This is a genomic window from Paraburkholderia sp. MPAMCS5 (genome assembly GCF_036016995.1).
Taxonomy (GTDB): domain Bacteria; phylum Pseudomonadota; class Gammaproteobacteria; order Burkholderiales; family Burkholderiaceae; genus Paraburkholderia.
This window is the reverse complement of sequence record NZ_JAYXBK010000014.1, coordinates 12,193-29,167: the sequence shown is the minus strand read 5'-3', so window position 1 is coordinate 29,167 and position 16,975 is coordinate 12,193. Positions and strand designations below refer to the sequence as shown.

Sequence of the window (16,975 nt, the reverse complement as noted above, 5' to 3'; positions counted from 1 at the left end):
TTTTTCTCGTCAGGATTCGCGCCGGGGCACGCGCTAGCTGAGCGCGTCGCCGATAAAAAGCAGAGCTCGGCAGTGTCGTGCCGGTACGGGTCAATGACCCGCAACCGACGCACTTCACGGAAACGCGCGCGGCTTCGGAATGCCCGCGCCGTGCTCGATGTCGTCGACGGCTTGCAGGTGTGCGGCGGCAATGGCCTCTGCTTCATCGGCATAACCGTTGTCTCCACCGACGGTGGTCCACGCCTTGACCGCTTTCTCGCGATGCCGGATTTCGTATTCCGCGTCCCAGCGCGCGCCGCTGAGTTCGATCGAGCGGACGTGAATCGAATACACGCCGAAGAGGAAGAGCTGTTCATCCATGATCGCCTCCGACCATTGCGTTCAGATGGCGCGACGCGAGGGCGGCGCGCGGGCTGCCTAAAGTTCGATTTCCCCGAGTATGCGATGTGCGAGCGCTTTCGCTTCCTCCAGCGCTTCCTCTGGTGTCGGCGACGTGGCTTCGACTTCGTACACGGAGGTTTCCTGGTCTTCGGTGGCTTCGCCTTCGTCGCGCGCGAGCGTGACCACGCCTTGCCACTTGTCGTGTCCGAGTTCTCTTACCGACGCGGTGGCCGTGTAGATGCCTTTGGTATAGATGAGGTCCTCCATGGCGTCGCTCCTTGTTTCAAAGGTTGCGGTCTTTTCATCCTAGCACGGTGTTCGCGCTGCGTCTGAAGGCCGGCGGCGCGGCCGGTTCGTGACCCTGCGCGCGCCCACGACGCCAACGATAAAGCCGGGGTATTACAGCAGCGCGACGACTTCATCCAGCGCAGGCGCATGCGCGCCCGCATGACGGCATGCCGCCGCGCCCGCCGCGAGCGCGAACGCCAGATGCTCGGGCCACGCGCGCTGCGAAGCGGTCATCAGGCTGAACAGAAACCCGCCGATGGACGCGTCGCCCGCGCCGACCGTATCCACGACTTCGACGCGCGGCGGCCGCGCCTCGAAGGTCATCGCGCCGTCGATCAGCAACGCCGTTTCCGGTCCGCGCGTGACAAGCACGGTGGCGGCCGGATTCATGTCGCGCAACTGGGCGAGCGCGCGCGCCTCGTCGTCGGTTTTGAAGAGCAGGCGCAGATCCTCGTCGGATACCTTGATCAGGTTGGCGAGCGCGGCCATCTTGCGCAGCGTCGGTTCGTAGCCGTGTTCCATCAGGTTCCGGTAATTCGGATCGAAGCTGATCTTCACGCCATGCGAACGCAGTTCGGCGGCCAGCGCGGCGAGCGTGTCGCCGATCGGTTGCCGTACGAGGCTGATGCAGCCGAAATGCGCCCACTTCACGTGCTCCATCCAGACAGGCGGCAGACGGGCGGGATCGAAGGCGAGATCGGCGCTGTTCTCGCCCATGAAAAAGTAGGCGGGCGGATGCGTGCGATGCACGATTGCCAGTAAAGGCGGCCGCTCGACGCGCTGCATGAAGCGCATGTCGAGCCCGGCGGCGACGCTCGCGTCCCACAGTTCGTCGGAGAAATTATCGACGCCGAGCGAGCCCGCGCACGCAGTCGGCAAGCCGAGGCGCGCCACGCAGCGCGCCACGTTCCAGCCCGCGCCGCCGGGCCGCGACAGCCATTGCGAGGCGCCCGTGCGCACCAGATCGGTGAGGATGTCGCCCGCCGAAACGAACACGGGCAGTTCAGGATTCGCGAGAATGTTGCTCATTTTGTTTGCTCCGCGGAGACGGCCGCGGCGGTCGCGCCGTCGGACAGCGCGTGTGCGAGTACTTCGTAGCACGCGCCCATCGTGTGATAGTCGGTCTTGCCGGCCGGGCTTTTTTCGTCGCTGTACTTGCGGTTGTCGCACGTGAGTATGCGATACCACGCGCCGTGTTTATGGTCGACGAAATGCGCCCAGCTATAGCGCCAGATCTCGTCGTACCAGTCCCAGAAGCGTTCGTTACCGGTGCGCTTGCCGAGCAGCGCGGCGCTCGCGAGCGTCTCGGCCTGGACCCAGAAATATTTGTCGTGGTCGCACACGGTGCCGTCCGGGCCGAAACCGTAATAGAGGCCGCCGTGGTCTTCGTCCCATGCGTGCGTCATGGCTGAGTCGAACAGTTCGACGGCGCGCGGCAACAGCCACGGCAACGGGCGATAGCGTTCGAGGATCAGCAGCAGCTTCGCCCATTCCGTTTGATGCCCCGGCTGAAAACCCCACGGACGGAAAATGTTCGAGCTGTCTTCCTCGTTGTAATGCCAGTCCACTGACCAGTCGGCGTGAAAGTGCTCCCACACGAGCCCTTGCGACAGTTTCGCCTGGCGCAGCGTGACATTCGACGCCACGCGTTCCGCGCGATCCAGGTACACGAGGTGGCCGGTCGCTTCGTGGGCGGCGAGCAGCGCCTCGGTGGCGTGCATGTTCGCGTTCTGCCCGCGATACGAACTCACGTGCCATTCGGCCGACGCCTCGTCGGCGTAAAGACCGGCGGCGGCGTCCCAGAAGCGGTGTTCCATCAGCTCGAAGGTCGCGCCGATCATCGGCTTCGCTTCTTCGATGCCGGCCATCGCCGCATGCGCGTACGCGAGCAGCACGAAGGCGAGACCGTAGCAGTGGCGCGTGTCGTCGAGCGTGCGCTTTTTGCCGTCGCGCCATTCTATTTCCCAGTCGTAGCCTTCATGGTGCGCGTCCCAATGCGCGTCATGCAGAAAGCGCAAACCGTGGCGCGCGTACTCCAGATGCCGCGGCTCGCCGAACTGGCGATACGCCATCGCGTAATTGAAGACATAGCGGCAACTGCTGACCAGATGCCGCGTGGTTTTGTCGTAGACCGAACCGTCGTCGCGGAAAAAGTGGAAGAAGCCGCCGCTCGGATCGAGCACGTTCGGCGCGTAAAAGCGCAACGTGTCCTCGACGTGCGCGAGCAGAAACTCGCGGCTGCGGAAACTCGCGACGGGCGGCACGGCAGGCGCGCCGTTGGCGGAGTGGGGCGTGGCGGATTGCGTCATGGCGTTTTCACCAAAGTACTGGCACGGGCAATGAGATGAACGGGCAGCCGGACTTCCATTTCTGCAGGCGCGTCTTCGAGCAGCAGTTCGACACCGCGCCGCCCGAGCGTTTCCTTGTCGACGGCAATGGTCGACAGCGGCGGCGTGGCGTGGGCGGCGGCGGGAATGTCGTCGAAGCCGATAACCGCGATGTCCTCGGGCACGCGCACGCCGCGCGCGAAGCAGGCGCGCAGCGCCGCGAGCGCGGCGGCGTCGTTATAGGCAAACACGGCGTCGGGGCGCGGACCCGGCGCGTCGAGCAATTGCTGCATCGCGCGCGCGGCGGCGGTGTCGGGATCGAGCCCGGCGTCTATCGTCACTTCCAGCGACGGATCGAACAGCAGTCCCGCTTCGAAAAACGCGCGCCGGTAGCCGAGCGCGCGCTGCGCGATGCTGAAATGCGCGAGCGATCCGCCAATGAACGCGACCCGCTTGCGCCCCTGCTCGAACAGATGCCGCATGGCGAGCGTAGCTCCCGCAGCATTGTCCAGATTCACCGAGCGCAGGCCGGGCGCCCACAGGTCGATCAGCACGAGCGGGCGCTGCATCGCGACGAGCGTGGCGAGCGTCTCGGGTTCGACGAAACCGGCGATCGCCACGGCGTCAGGCGCATGCAGACGCATCTGCTGGATCACGTCTTCCGTGGGACCGGCGGTCAGCACCGACGGCACGATGCCGCGCTCGCGGCACGCGTCTTCCACGCCATGCAGCACATGCGAGAAAAACGGGCTCACCGCGAAATTGTTGTGCTGACGGTGCAGCAGGAACGTGAGACGCCGGATGCGCGGACGCAACTGGGCGGCGTCATAGCCGAGCTTGCGCGCGGCTTCGACCACGCGCACGCGCGTGGCCTCGGACAGGCCGGGCTGATTTTTCAGGGCACGCGAAACGGTGCCGATCGACACGCTCGCCGCGCGCGCGACGTCGCGAATGGTGGTGGGCATCGAAACAAGCGGCCGTGACAGGGCGGCCGCACGCTGTTTGGGTCCGGGCGATTGTATAGTAAAACGGACTTCAAACAGCTTTGGAAAGCCGTGGCCTGCACCCGTAAATACCCGTATGTACGGACTATTTGCGGGTTTTACATGTTTAGTAAAAACGACTAAACACGCGCTGACGCCGCCCTTTGACGGCGCTTTTTCAGTTGGCGGGCGGCGTCGTGGTTTCCGACTGTCCGCGCAGCAGCGCCACGCTTTCTTCCGCGTCGATCACGACAAAGCCGCTTGGCTCCAGCTTCGCGCGGCGTTTGGCGAGCGCGGCGACCGTGGCGATTTCCTCGCTGTTGTAGAGCGCCGGGCCACTGGCCGGCCGCGGCGCGACGTGCACGCAGCCGATCGCCATCGTCACGAAACCGAAGAAGGTCGGATTGCCGCGCCGGTCTTCGCCGTGAATGCCGCCGGCGAGCCGGTCGATCGGCGCGTAGTAGCGCTGCGCGCCCTCGTTGAACACGTGGATCGCGCGCAGCGCGCGCTCGCGCCAGTCGTCGCTCTGGAACAGGATCAGGAAGTCGTCGCCGCCCACGTGGCCGAGGAAGTCGCGCGTCGGATCGCACACGTCGGCGAGCACGGCGGCGGCGAATTTCAGCACCTCGTCGCCTTGCCAGTAACCGTATTGATCGTTGAAGGGCTTGAAGTGATTCAGGTCGACGTAGCACGCATAGAAACCCGCGTGAGCGCCGACGAGGCGCGCAATGTGCGAACTGATCGGAATGTTCCCCGGCAGGAAAGTCAGCGGATTCGCGTAGCGCGCCGCTTCGATGCGCACCTCGGTCACCGCGCGCACCAGGTTTTCGCCGGTGCCGAGGCCCGCATATTTGCCGTCTTCGGTGATCACGAAGCCGTCGGCGAGATAGCGCTGGTCGTCGCTCGCGAGCAGCTTGGCCATCTGCTCGACGGTCATGGATTTCTCGATCACCACCGGCGACGCGTTGGCGAACAGCAGACACGGCCGTTTGCCGAACAGCTCGCGGTGATACGGCAGCGCGTACCGGTCCATGAAGCTGCGACGGTTGATCAGCGCGACCGGCTCGTCGTGTTCGACCACCGCGACCGCGTGCAGATCGGGCAGGCGATTGAAGAGTTCGAGGACGTCGTTGTTGGTCGCCTGGCGCGGCAGCGCGGGCGCGTGCACGAGCATCTTCTCCGACGCCATGCCGCCCGAAGGCGACGCGCCGCCGAGCGTGCGCGTGGCCTCCGGAAACACGGCGATGTGGCCGGAGCGCAGCGCGTCGCGGGCGTCGTCGGTGACGACGCGTGCCGGCTGCGCGTTCGGACGGCCGAAGAAATAGCCTTGCCCGCAGCCAATGCCCATGTCGCGCACGACGATCAGATCCGCCTCGTTTTCAATGCCTTCGGCCACGAGACGCGCGCCACTCGCGCTCGCGAAGTGCTGCATCGCGCGGACGGCTTCGAACTTGAGCGGGTCGCTAGCAATGTCGTGAATGAAGAAGCGGTCGATTTTCACGACGTCCGGTTGCAGGCGAACCCACAGATTCATGCTCGCGTTCGCGGTGCCGTAGTCGTCGAGCGCGAACTGCGCGCCCGCCGTGCGCAGCGCCGTGATCACGGGCAAAAAGCTGCCGATGTCGGGAATCGTGCTTTGCTCCGTCAACTCGATCACGATGCGCTGCGGGTCGACGCCTTGATGGCGCAGCAACGCGAGCGTGTCGTCCGGCCTTTCGGTGAGGCGGCGCAGCGCGCCGGCACTGAAGTTGAGGAACAGCTTGCTGTCGTAGCCGAGCCGCGCGAAGGCTTCGATGCAGGCGCGCGCGGCGGCCTGTTCGAGTTCGATCGTGCAGCCTTCCGCAAGCGCTTGTGAAAAGAGCGCGAAGGGCGCCTCCAGCGACGAACCGGCCGGCCCGCGAATCAGGCCTTCGTAGCCGAGAATCGCGCCGTCTTCAAAGTCGATGATCGGCTGAAAGACGGCCGACAGGTCGCGCCGGGCAATCAGTTCGTCGATGCGCGGCGCGGCGGATCGGGAAATCGAGCGAGGGTGCATGGCAAAGAGGCGTAGCGATGGACCTTCGGCTTAACGACCTGCCGCGCAAAGAATTAAATGAAGTTTTGGTGAAGCGTTGCACGGACTTGGTGCATCTGCCGCAGAGGGGAAGCGGCGCCTGGAAAACTTGGGAATCGGCCTATGCCATCAGGCCGAGGCGACAACAGCCGCGTTTGCGCGTGAAATAACAAAAAGCCGCGCAAGGCGGCTTTTTCGAAAACGACGCTCAGGGAGGGCGCTTATGAATGTCCTATTTGCATTGCGCGCGTATTCAACGGCGGACGGCGGCGGCAGTCCGGTCGCGCGAGGCGGCACGGGTCTCGGCGCTGATGTCGCGAGCGCCCCAGCGCTGCGCGAGCGCGGCGCACACCATGAGCTGAATCTGGTGAAACAGCATCAGCGGGAGAACGACGGCGCCGACCGCGTGCGAGGCGAAGATGACCTTGGCCATCGGCACGCCGGCGGCCAGACTTTTCTTCGAACCGCAGAAAATGATCGTGATCTGGTCCGCGCGGTTGAAGCCGAGCCGCTTGCTCGTGAAGATCGTGAGGCCCAGCGCGAGCGCGAGCAGCACGACGCTGATCAGCACCACGCCACCCAGCGCGGAGAGCGGAATCTGATGCCACAGGCCTTCGTTCACGGACTCGCTGAATGCGCCGTACACCACCAGCAGGATCGAGCCCTGGTCCACGAACTTCAACACGCCGCGATGCCGCTCGATCCACTTGCCGATCAGCGGGCGCAGCAGTTGTCCGGCCACGAACGGCACCAGCAGTTGCAGCACGATGTTGCCCACGGTGTGCCACGGGGAGCTACCGCCGGCCGCCTGATTCGTGACGAGGACGCTGACGAGAGCGGGCGTGACGAAGATGCCGAGCAGGCTGGAGGCCGACGCGCTGCATACGGCGGCCGGCACGTTTCCCTTGGCAATGGACGTGAACGCAATAGAGGACTGAACCGTCGACGGCAAAGTGCAGAGGAAGAGAATTCCGGCATAGAGCGCCGGCGTAACGAGTGGCGAAAGGAGCGGTTTAAGCGCGAGGCCGAGCAGCGGAAACAACGCGAACGTGCTGAGCAGCACGACTATATGCAAGCGCCAGTGCGTCGCGCCCGCAATAATCGCTTCCCGCGAAAGCTTCGCGCCGTGTAGGAAGAACAGCAGGCCGACCGCCACGTTCGTCACCCAGTCGAATCCCACGGCGGCTTGTCCGCGAACTGGCAGCAAGCTGGCGAGTATCACGGTGCCGACGAGGCTCAAGGTGAAGTTGTCGGGAAGCAGTTTCGGGCGGGCCATATGGAATCTCGAAATCGGTGATGCGGAGCAACACGCAAGGCGCGTGCGCGAAGCGCAGCGTGGTTCGGGCTTAATGGAAAACCACTATTGTCCTTCTAAAGCGATTAAAAACGCAAATTCATTTGCCGAATCGATTGATGAACTGAGTGCATTCGAGTTGCGATCGCGTTGGGCTTCGACGCCTTGCAAAATTTACCGGGGGTGAGGCTCCCGTATTTAATCCTGGTCTCTGCGGCGAGATTTGCCAATCGCCCGGAAAACCCCGCCGGCATGGCCTTTCGGGTACGCCTTTCGCGAACCCCTGACGCCGTGGCGCGCGAGAGGTTTCAGGCTGTTTGTGCAATGGTTATGTCGTAGAGAAACGTCGCGGTAACAAGGTGTTACAACAGCGGCCGAGACCTAACACTTTTTGGCTCGACACCCTTTGCCGACGACCATAAATTACCGTTCAAAGGCCGTCGGGATCATCCGCGCCGCGACATGTCCGCAGCGCTGTGGCAGTCTCCCCCAACAAGTCCGTCGCAGCTCGAACGGTGGACTTCAGGCAAGTCTTCGGGCAAGTGAGTCACTGGGTGGACGGGTTGTCGAGAACGAAGCACTGGGCGTGGGGCGCGCTGATCGTCGCGCTGTGCTCGTTCGCGTATGCGAAAGGGCCGGGGCTGCCGTACGGCTCGCAATTTGCCGCGCACGGGTTTGCTCACCGCTACTACGCGAGTCGCGAGGTCAATCGTGACGGCATGCCGAATTCCGGCATACGCCGCGTTGCTGGCCCGGGCGCCTATCCTGGCGAGGGCCGGGGCGGCGTGCCGTATGTGGGCGCCATCACGCCGGTTAGCGCCGAGTCCCGCCCGGGACAGCGGCCGCAGTCCAATGCGCCGGTTCGCTCGGGTTCCATTCGGGCCGACGTCGCCCGTTATAACGAAGAACGCGGCTCGATGCGCGGGCTTCAACGGCAGGCCGAGGACGGACGGCCGCCAGAAGGCTCGCCTTATCGAAATTAAGCCCGCTCGTCATCTGGCTCGATGAGTGTGGCGCTTCGTTGCATCTGATATTGGGCGACGCCTGTTGCTGGTTTAGTTCTTCTGCAGTTCCTTGCTTTCCCCGCTTTCCCCGCTTTCCCCGCTTTCCCCGCTTTCCCGCTTTCCCGCTTCCCCGCTTCCCGCTTCCCGCTTCCCGCTTTCCGCTTTCCGCTTTCCGCTTTCCGCTTTCCGCTTTCCGCTTTCCGCTTTCCCGGCTTTCAATCCGCTTGACTTCCACACACCGTCCCACCGCGCTTTAAAAGCCCTCCCGCAATCTGACGTTTCGACGCCACACTTTTTTGAAAACACTCGGCAATGAACCGCTTGTCGTCGTCAAATCGGGGCCATTATGCGGCGGCGCGTCATCGGTATGTCATTTGAAGCGTTATTGAGCGGCTGGCGCAACGCGAGCGCCCGTTTCACGCGGAGCCCGCGCATTTGCGGCGGCACCGCGAACCGGCGCGCGCGGGGGGCTTTCACAGGCCCGTCGACGACAAAACTAACCAGACCGATATACCGGCAATAACCCACGATATTTTTGTTTATAAAAATGGTCCGCAAAGATGGTCTCGCCCAGATTGGCTCGATGATCGAACGGACAACAACAATGGTTCGCGCGAGCTTCCCCTTTCGCACAGCCACACCCCTTTTGACAAAGATTGGAGAACCCATGAAAACAAGCATCAGCCGTGCGCTGAAGACCACTCTCAAGGCAACCGCGTGCGCCGCTTTGCTGGCCAGCGCCTCGTCTGTTTTTGCGCAATCGAGCGTGCAACTTTATGGTCAGGTCGACGAATGGGTCGGCGCGCAGAAATTCCCGGGCGGCAAGAACGCGGTGCAAGTGTCCGGCGGCGGCATGTCCACGTCGTACTGGGGTTTGAAAGGGGCTGAAGACCTGGGCAACGGCTACAAGGCGATCTTCACGCTGGAAGGCTTCTTCCGCGCGCAGAACGGCCAGTACGGCCGCTTCGCCGGCGACACGACGTTCTCGCGTAACGCTTATGTCGGCATCGAATCGCCGTACGGCACGGTCACGGCCGGCCGTCTGACCACCGAACTCTTCGTGTCGACGATCCTGTTCAATCCGTTCATCGATTCGTATGTGTTTTCGCCGATGGTCTATCACGTGTACCTCGGGCTCGGCACGTTCCCGACGTATTCGACGGATCAAGGCGTGACCGGCGACTCCGGCTGGAACAACGCGGTGCAGTATCAGTCGCCGAACTTCAACGGTCTGTCGGCGAGCGCGATGTACGCGCTTGGCAACACGACCCAGAACGGCGCGAAGAAGTGGAGCGGCCAGGTGCTGTATTTCCACGGCCCGTTCGCGGCGACCGCCGTCTATCAGTATGTGAACTTCAACAACACGCCGGGCGACCTGGGCAGCTTCGATTCATCGGGCGTGCCGGGTCTGAAGGCGCAAAGCGTCGCGCAGGTCGGCGTGTCGTACGACCTCAAGTACGTCAAGCTGTTCGGCCAGTACATGTACACCCACAACGACCAGACGCTGACGAGCTGGCACGTGAACACGGCGCAGGGTGGCGTCTCGGTGCCGGCGGGTCCGGGCACGGTGATGGCGTCGTACGCGTATTCGCGCGACGGCGGCGGCTTCGATCAGACGCGTCAGACCGCGGCGGTCGGCTACGACTATCCGCTGTCCAAGCGCACGGACGTCTACGCGGCGTACATGTACGACCACATCAGCAAGCAGTCTAGCGGCAACACGTACGGCGTCGGTTTGCGCGCGAAGTTCTAGGCGACGCTGAGCCTCACCTCGCGGCGGCTCGCTTCGCGGCAGCCGCCGCTGGCGCGATCCACAGCGCATTGCGCCACACAACCAGAGCCCGCTTTCTCCGGAAACGCGGGCTTTGCCGTTTTTGACGCCCGCGCGCCGCCGCCCAGCCCGTCGTCGTTTGCTCACCCGCTCTTGATAAACCGTGCAAAATGACGCCGATTAATTCCTTGAGCGAGCGATTCGATGGATACCCTCGTCAGCATGAAAGTGTTCCGGCAAGTGGTCGAAGTGGGCAGCTTCGTCGGCGCGGCTGAGCGAATGGAAATGTCGGCGGCGATGGCGAGCAAGCACGTGATGCACCTCGAACAGCAACTCGGCGCCCGCTTGCTGAACCGCACCACGCGCCGCGTCGCGCCGACCGAGGCGGGCCGCGAATACTACGAGCGCCTGAGCCAGGTGCTCACCGAACTCGAGGAAGCCGAGCAGGTGGTCGGCGCGGCGAGCGTGGTGCCGCAAGGGCGCTTGCGCGTGTCGTCGCTGTCGGCGTTCGGCCTCAGTCACGTGATGGCCGCCGTCGCCGACTACGCCGCGCAGTATCCGCAAGTCACCGTCGACATTACCTTGTCGGACCGCGTGGTCGAGTTGATCGACGAGGGTTTCGACGTCGCGATCCGCGCTTCGCCGAGCGGCTTGAAGTCGTCGTCGCTGATCGCGCGGCCGATCGCGATGGCGCATCTGCTGCTGTGCGCGTCGCCGGATTATCTGCGCCGGCGCGGCACGCCGAAAACATCTGCCGATCTCGCGCGCCACAACTTTATCCAGTACGCGGGCGTGTCGGCGCTCGACGTCCTGCACAACACCGGCGAAGCCGCGCGCGTGCGTCTGTCGGGCAACCTGATCGTGAATCATCTCGAAGCGCAACGCGTGATGGTGCTGCACGGCGCGGGCATCGCGCTGCTCGGCACCGAAGTGATCGGCGATGATCTGGCCGAGGGGCGCCTCGTGCCGCTGCTCGTCGACGAAGTGCCGCCGCGCGAGTTGCCGATTCATGTCGTCTACGCGAGCCGCCGCCATCTGTCGGCGAAGGTGCGTTCGTTCGTGGACTTTCTGGCCGACCGGTTCGCGAATGAATCGCTGTGGCCGTCGCTCGAACAGATCCAGTCGATGGCGGTTCGTCAAGCCTGAGCGCGGCGAGAGCGCCAACCACGCCAACCACGCCAACCACGCCCAAGCCGCCCTGACCCGTTTCGCTATACTGTTTCCAGCACCCATCCACGCAAACAGCGTCCCGATCTGGGGGAGACATGACCGATCTGTCCACGCCGCAACGCGCCGCCAGCCACAAGCTGAGCGCCGGCCGGCGCCTGCGTTTCGTCACCGCCGCAGCCCTGTTCGACGGCCACGATGCGTCGATCAACATCATGCGGCGCATCCTGCAAGCAAGCGGCGTCGAGGTCATTCATCTGGGCCACAACCGTTCCGTCGATGAAGTCGCGACCGCCGCGCTGCAGGAAGACGCCGACGGCGTCGCCGTGTCGAGTTATCAGGGCGGCCACAACGAATACTTCCGCTATCTGGTCGACTTGCTGCGAGCGCGCGGCGGCGAGCGCATCAAGGTGTTCGGCGGCGGCGGCGGCGTGATCGTCCCGGAAGAAATCGCCGGGCTGGAACGATACGGCGTCGAGAAAATCTATTCGCCGCACGACGGCCAGCGGCTCGGTCTGCAAGGCATGATCGACGACATGATCGAGCGCGCTGCGTCGGCCGCGCGCGCGAGTGCTGCAGTATTAAATGACGCGCCCGGCGAATGGATCGCCGGTTTGACGGCGCAACGGTTGTCGGGCAAGCGGCTGGCCGCGCGCGACAGCGGCATTCACGGCGCGGACTCGCCCGACGCGACCTCGCTCGCATTCCGCCGGCTAGCGCAGCTGATCAGCGCATTCGAGGCGGGCGGCGTCGCGTCAAGCGAACGCGATCAACTCGCCGCGCTGTCCAAAGCCGCCGATGTCCCCGTGCTCGGCATCACCGGCACGGGCGGCGCGGGCAAATCCTCGCTGACCGACGAGCTGGTCCGCCGCTTTCGGCTCGACTACGGCGACGCGCTCAGCATCGCTGTGCTCGCCATTGACCCCTCGCGGCGCAAGTCCGGCGGCGCGCTGCTCGGCGACCGCATCCGCATGAACGCGATCGGCGATTGGGGTGGCGGCGCGCGCGTCTATATGCGCTCGATGGCGACGCGCGACGCGTCGAGCGAAATCTCCGACGCGCTGCCCGACGCGCTGATGGTGTGCAAGGCGGCGGGCTTCGATCTGATTGTCGTGGAAACGTCCGGCATCGGTCAGGGCGACGCGGCGATCGTGCCGTTCGTCGACGAGTCGCTCTATGTGATGACGCCTGAGTTCGGCGCCGCGAGCCAGTTGGAGAAAATCGACATGCTCGATTTCGCCGACTTCGTCGCGATCAACAAGTTCGACCGCAAGGGCGCCGCCGACGCACTGCGCGACGTCGCGAAGCAGGTGCAGCGCAACCGCGGCGACTTCGGCAAGTCGCCCGACACGATGCCGGTGCTCGGCACGATCGCTTCGCGCTTTAACGATGACGGCGTCACCGCGCTCTACCGGCATCTCGCGCAAGCGCTCGGCAAGCATGGCCTGCGCGCGGGCGGCGGCCGTCTGTCCGTGTCCGGCGACGTGCGTTTTTCGAGCGGCCGCCACGCGATCGTGCCGCCCGCGCGCGTGCGCTATCTGGCGGAGATCGCGCAGACCATCCACGGCTATCGCGAACGGGCCGACGCGCAGGCGCAAATCGCGCGCGAGCGCTGGCAACTGGCGCAAGCGCGCCGCATGCTGAGCGAAGCGAGCGCCGCCGAAAACAAGGAAGCCGCCGACGCGCACACGACGTCCCCCGCGATTTCCCCCACGTCGCAACTCGACACGTTGATCGAGCAACGCACCGCGGCGCTCGGCGAACGCGAGCGCAAATTGCTCGACGCGTGGCCGCAAACCGTGGCCGCCTATTCCGGCGACGAACATGTCGTGCGGATTCGCGACCGCGAAATTCGCACCGCGCTCACGGTTACGAGCTTGTCCGGCTCCGAGGTGCGCAAGGTCGCGCTGCCGAAATTCGTCGATCACGGCGAGATTCTGCGCTGGCTGATGCTCGACAATCTGCCTGGCTATTTTCCGTTCACCGCGGGCGTGTTCCCGTTTCGCCGCGAGAACGAAGACCCGACGCGGATGTTCGCGGGCGAAGGCGATCCGTCGCGCACCAACCGGCGTTTCAAACTGCTGTCCGAGGGTATGCCGGCGAAACGGCTGTCGACCGCGTTCGATTCCGTCACGCTTTACGGCGAAGAGCCGCACGAGCGGCCCGATATTTACGGCAAAGTGGGCAACTCGGGCGTCTCCGTCGCGACGCTCGACGACATGCACGCGCTTTACGACGGCTTCGACTTGTGCGCGCCCGAAACATCCGTGTCGATGACGATCAACGGACCCGCGCCCACCATTCTCGCCATGTTCTTCAACGTCGCCATCGATCAGCAGATTGCGCGCGAGGCGCGGCAACTCGGCCGCGCGCTGAGTGAAGACGAACGCGCCGCCACGCGCCGCCTCGCCCTGGAAAACGTGCGCGGCACCGTGCAGGCCGACATCCTGAAGGAAGACCAGGGCCAGAATACGTGCATCTTTTCGACCGAGTTCAGCCTGAAAGTAATGGGCGACATTCAGGCGTACTTTGTCGAACACGGCGTGCGCAATTTCTATTCGGTGTCGATTTCGGGCTATCACATCGCCGAAGCGGGCGCGAATCCGATCTCGCAACTCGCCTATACGCTCGCGAACGGCTTCACCTATGTCGAGGCGTATCTGGCGCGCGGCATGTCCATCGACGACTTCGCGCCGAATCTGTCGTTCTTCTTTTCAAACGGCATGGACCCGGAGTACACCGTGCTCGGCCGCGTGGCGCGGCGCATCTGGGCCATCGCGATGCGCGAGCGCTATGGCGCGAACGAGCGCAGCCAGAAGCTGAAGTATCACGTGCAGACTTCGGGCCGCAGCCTGCACGCGCAGGAGATCGACTTCAACGATATTCGCACCACGCTGCAAGCGCTGATCGCGATCTACGACAACTGCAATTCGCTGCACACCAATGCTTTCGACGAAGCGATCACCACGCCCACCGAGGAATCCGTGCGTCGCGCGGTGGCGATCCAGTTGATCATCAACCGCGAATGGGGACTCGCGAAGAACCAGAATCCGAATCAGGGCAGCTTCGTGATCGAGGAACTGACCGATCTCGTGGAAGAGGCGGTGCTCGCCGAGTTCGACCGGCTCACCGAGCGCGGCGGCGTGCTCGGCGCGATGGAAACCGGCTATCAGCGCGGACGCATTCAGGACGAGTCGATGTTGTATGAGCATCGCAAGCACGACGGCTCGTATCCGATTGTCGGCGTGAACACGTTTCTGAGCGCGCATCCGCATGAAGCGCCGCCGCCCATCGTGCTCGCCCGTTCCACCGAGGAAGAAAAACAAAGCCAGTTGAGCCGTCTGCGCGATTTTCAGACGCGGCATCGCGAGGCCGCGCCTGCCGCGCTCGAACGGCTGCAACGCGCGGTGATCGACGATCAGAACGTGTTTGCCGTGCTGATGGATGTGGTGCGCGTGTGTTCGCTCGGACAGATCACGCACGCGCTGTTTGAAGTGGGCGGGCAGTATCGGCGGAATATGTAGGAAGGCGAGCTTATGCCCGCCGCGTGCTCGCCTGTTGCCGGCCCTCAGCGCGCGATGCCGAGGCGCGCCTTCGTGTCGTCGTATTCCCTCGCGAGACGCTTGACCAGTTCGCTCACGCTTGGCACGTCGTCCATCAGGCCGACGGCCTGGCCCGCGCCCCAGATGTCTTTCCACGCCTTCGCCTTGTCGCTGGCGAAGTTCATCTTGGTCTTGTCGGATTCCGGCAGCGCGTCCGGATCGAGGCCCGCGTTGACGATGCTCTCGCGAATGTAATTGCCGTGCACGCCCGTAAAGAGGTTCGTGTAGATGATGTCCGACGCGCTCGAATTGACGATGGCCTGCTTGTAGCTCTCCACCGCATGCGCCTCTTTGGTCGCGATGAAGCGCGTGCCCATGTACGCGAGATCCGCGCCCATGGCTTGCGCGGCGAGAATCGAGCCGCCATTCGCAATGGCGCCCGACAATACGATCGGGCCGTCGAAAATGCGCCGCACCTCGCCGACCAGCGCGAACGGCGAAGTCGTGCCGGCATGGCCGCCCGCGCCCGACGCGACGAGAATCAAGCCGTCCACGCCGGCTTCGAGCGCCTTTTGCGCGTGACGCAGATTGATCACGTCGTGCAGCACGATGCCGCCGTAGCTGTGCACTGCGTCGACAATCTCGCGCGCTGGCGCGCGCAGGCTCGTGATGAAGATCGGCACCTTGTGCTCGACGCACACGCGCACGTCGTGTTCGAGCCGCGTATTCGACTGATGAACGATCTGATTGACGGCAATCGGCCCGATGACCGCGGCGGGATTCGCCGCCTTGTGTTCGGCGAGCTGCGCCTGAATCTGCGTGAGCCATTCGTCGAGCAGTTCGGCGGGCCGCGCATTCAGCGCGGGAAACGAACCGACAATGCCGGCTTTGCATTGCGCCAGCACAAGCTCGGGATAGCTGACGATGAACATCGGCGAGGCGACGATGGGCAGCGCCAGATTTTGCAGAACGGCGGGCAATGCCATAGTGCGAGTCTCCTGATTGACAGACCGGTGCAGCGCAAGCCGCCCGGTCAATGATGAGTGTAGCGGCATGCGCTTTGCGCCGCGTGGAAGCGGGCAGCCGCCTGGGCCGTTCGAACGTTTAAGAACGATCGTTCGATTATAGGCGAAGCGCCTCGCACGGGTTCGCCGGTTCGTTTAGAACCGTTGGAAGGAGTGTTCAGGTTCTATGCTTGCGTGGGTTATCCCACCTGGTCTGGACACATTGGCCTCTTACAATGCATTGACTCCAAATGACACGAGACGCTGCCATGTCTTTCGAGAATTTCACGCCCTTTCGCGTTGCCGTGGGCGACGTGGATATCTTCGGAGTGAAGGGCGGCGCGGGGCCGCCGCTGTTGCTGCTGCACGGCCATCCGCAATCGCATCTGATCTGGGCGCGCTGCGCAGCGCAGTTGGCGCAGCACTTCACCGTCATCGCCACGGATTTGCGAGGCTACGGCGCTTCCGGCAAACCGCCGGGCGACGCCACGCACATGGCGTATTCGAAGCGCACCATGGCCGCCGACCAGGTCGCCGTGATGCGCCACTTCGGCTTCGAGCGTTTTCTGGTGTGCGCGCACGATCGCGGCGCGCGGGTCGCGCACCGCATGACGCTCGATCATCCGGACGCCGTCGAGCGTGTGATGCTGCTCGACATCGCGCCGACGCTCGCCATGTACGAAGCCACCGACCGCGCGTTCGCCACGCACTATTTCCACTGGTTCTTCCTGATCCAGCCCGAGCCGCTGCCGGAAACGCTGATTGGCGCGAACCCGGCCGCTTACGTCGATGCGGTGATGGGCGGCCGTCACGCGGGTCTTGCGCCGTTCGACCCGGCCGCGCTCGACGCATATCGCTCGGCGCTCGCCCAGCCTGGCGCGGTGCATGCAATGTGCGAGGATTATCGCGCGTCGGCGAGTATCGACCTGGAACACGATCGCGCGGACATCGAGCGCGGGCACAAGCTGGCTTGCCCGCTGCGCGTGTTGTGGGGCGACAAGGGCGTGATCGAAAAGTGCTTCGACGCGCTCGCCGAATGGCGTCGCGTGGCGCGCGACGTGAGCGGCCGCTCGCTGTCTTGCGGCCACTACATCCCCGAGGAAGCGCCGGACGAACTCGTCGCCGAAATGCTGGATTTCTTCGAGGCCGTCGAATAAGCGC

The 16,975-nt window shown here is 64.2% G+C and carries 13 protein-coding genes; 5 read left to right on the top strand and 8 right to left on the bottom strand.

Going from position 1 to position 16,975, the window contains the following annotated elements; translation table 11 throughout:
• Positions 1 to 114: 114 nt before the first annotated feature.
• The 7 genes from VOM14_RS24805 to VOM14_RS24775 form a co-directional block, all read right to left on the bottom strand.
• Positions 115 to 360: a hypothetical protein gene (locus VOM14_RS24805; protein ID WP_327631409.1), complete on the bottom strand. Its 246-nt coding sequence runs from the start codon at positions 358 to 360 to the stop codon at positions 115 to 117.
• Between the two features lie 57 nt (positions 361 to 417).
• On the bottom strand, positions 418 to 648 hold the full coding sequence (locus VOM14_RS24800; protein WP_327631408.1) for a hypothetical protein: 231 nt from the start codon (positions 646 to 648) through the stop codon (positions 418 to 420).
• Positions 649 to 780: 132 nt separating this feature from the next.
• The gene (locus tag VOM14_RS24795; protein WP_327631407.1) at positions 781 to 1,698 is read right to left on the bottom strand and encodes a carbohydrate kinase family protein; all 918 of its coding nucleotides are present in this window, start codon (positions 1,696 to 1,698) and stop codon (positions 781 to 783) included.
• A complete protein-coding gene (locus VOM14_RS24790) occupies positions 1,695 to 2,978 on the bottom strand; it encodes an AGE family epimerase/isomerase (RefSeq protein ID WP_327631406.1) in 1,284 nt (427 codons plus the stop codon). Before VOM14_RS24790 ends, VOM14_RS24795 begins: the two co-directional genes overlap by 4 nt.
• Positions 2,975 to 3,961 (bottom strand): LacI family DNA-binding transcriptional regulator, encoded by a 987-nt coding sequence (locus tag VOM14_RS24785; RefSeq protein ID WP_327631405.1) that lies wholly within the window; start codon positions 3,959 to 3,961, stop codon positions 2,975 to 2,977. The genes VOM14_RS24790 and VOM14_RS24785 overlap by 4 nt, the downstream gene beginning before the upstream one ends.
• A 196-nt stretch (positions 3,962 to 4,157) precedes the next feature.
• Positions 4,158 to 6,014: a phosphodiesterase gene (locus VOM14_RS24780; RefSeq protein WP_327631404.1), complete on the bottom strand. Its 1,857-nt coding sequence runs from the start codon at positions 6,012 to 6,014 to the stop codon at positions 4,158 to 4,160.
• A gap of 271 nt (positions 6,015 to 6,285) precedes the next feature.
• Positions 6,286 to 7,308: a bile acid:sodium symporter family protein gene (locus VOM14_RS24775; protein WP_327631403.1), complete on the bottom strand. Its 1,023-nt coding sequence runs from the start codon at positions 7,306 to 7,308 to the stop codon at positions 6,286 to 6,288.
• 533 nt (positions 7,309 to 7,841) lie between these two features.
• Here VOM14_RS24775 and VOM14_RS24770 point away from each other — a divergent pair.
• The 4 genes from VOM14_RS24770 to icmF all read left to right on the top strand — a co-directional run bounded on the left by VOM14_RS24770 (position 7,842) and on the right by icmF (position 14,792).
• Positions 7,842 to 8,309, top strand: a complete 468-nt coding sequence (locus VOM14_RS24770; protein ID WP_442955581.1) for a hypothetical protein — start codon at positions 7,842 to 7,844, stop codon at positions 8,307 to 8,309.
• A gap of 688 nt (positions 8,310 to 8,997) precedes the next feature.
• Entirely contained in the window at positions 8,998 to 10,083 is a 1,086-nt protein-coding gene (locus VOM14_RS24765) for a porin (protein ID WP_327631402.1), read from the top strand.
• A 222-nt stretch (positions 10,084 to 10,305) separates the two neighbouring features.
• Positions 10,306 to 11,247 carry a LysR family transcriptional regulator gene (locus VOM14_RS24760; RefSeq protein ID WP_327631401.1) on the top strand — a complete coding sequence of 314 codons (942 nt, stop codon included), beginning with the start codon at positions 10,306 to 10,308 and terminating at the stop codon, positions 11,245 to 11,247.
• Between the two features lie 119 nt (positions 11,248 to 11,366).
• Complete coding sequence (icmF, locus tag VOM14_RS24755) at positions 11,367 to 14,792, top strand: fused isobutyryl-CoA mutase/GTPase IcmF (protein ID WP_327631400.1); 3,426 nt, start codon at positions 11,367 to 11,369, stop codon at positions 14,790 to 14,792.
• 44 nt (positions 14,793 to 14,836) lie between these two features.
• On the opposite strand, the gene VOM14_RS24750 is transcribed toward icmF, so the two are convergent.
• Positions 14,837 to 15,796, bottom strand: coding sequence for an NAD(P)H-dependent flavin oxidoreductase (locus VOM14_RS24750; protein ID WP_327631399.1), 960 nt, complete (start codon positions 15,794 to 15,796; stop codon positions 14,837 to 14,839).
• A 287-nt stretch (positions 15,797 to 16,083) separates the two neighbouring features.
• Here VOM14_RS24750 and VOM14_RS24745 point away from each other — a divergent pair, with 287 nt between their 5' ends.
• Positions 16,084 to 16,971: an alpha/beta fold hydrolase gene (locus tag VOM14_RS24745; protein ID WP_327631398.1), complete on the top strand. Its 888-nt coding sequence runs from the start codon at positions 16,084 to 16,086 to the stop codon at positions 16,969 to 16,971.
• Positions 16,972 to 16,975: the final 4 nt, after the last annotated feature.

Bases quoted from the DNA above. Each gene is read 5' to 3' on its own strand.
- VOM14_RS24805 (WP_327631409.1), bottom strand. From the start codon at position 360: ATGGATGAACAGCTCTTCCTCTTCGGCGTGTATTCGATTCACGTCCGC.
- VOM14_RS24800 (WP_327631408.1), bottom strand. From the start codon at position 648: ATGGAGGACCTCATCTATACCAAAGGCATCTACACGGCCACCGCGTCG.
- VOM14_RS24795 (WP_327631407.1), bottom strand. From the start codon at position 1,698: ATGAGCAACATTCTCGCGAATCCTGAACTGCCCGTGTTCGTTTCGGCG.
- VOM14_RS24790 (WP_327631406.1), bottom strand. From the start codon at position 2,978: ATGACGCAATCCGCCACGCCCCACTCCGCCAACGGCGCGCCTGCCGTG.
- VOM14_RS24785 (WP_327631405.1), bottom strand. From the start codon at position 3,961: ATGCCCACCACCATTCGCGACGTCGCGCGCGCGGCGAGCGTGTCGATC.
- VOM14_RS24780 (WP_327631404.1), bottom strand. From the start codon at position 6,014: ATGCACCCTCGCTCGATTTCCCGATCCGCCGCGCCGCGCATCGACGAA.
- VOM14_RS24775 (WP_327631403.1), bottom strand. From the start codon at position 7,308: ATGGCCCGCCCGAAACTGCTTCCCGACAACTTCACCTTGAGCCTCGTC.
- VOM14_RS24765 (WP_327631402.1), top strand. From the start codon at position 8,998: ATGAAAACAAGCATCAGCCGTGCGCTGAAGACCACTCTCAAGGCAACC.
- VOM14_RS24760 (WP_327631401.1), top strand. From the start codon at position 10,306: ATGGATACCCTCGTCAGCATGAAAGTGTTCCGGCAAGTGGTCGAAGTG.
- icmF (WP_327631400.1), top strand. From the start codon at position 11,367: ATGACCGATCTGTCCACGCCGCAACGCGCCGCCAGCCACAAGCTGAGC.
- VOM14_RS24750 (WP_327631399.1), bottom strand. From the start codon at position 15,796: ATGGCATTGCCCGCCGTTCTGCAAAATCTGGCGCTGCCCATCGTCGCC.
- VOM14_RS24745 (WP_327631398.1), top strand. From the start codon at position 16,084: ATGTCTTTCGAGAATTTCACGCCCTTTCGCGTTGCCGTGGGCGACGTG.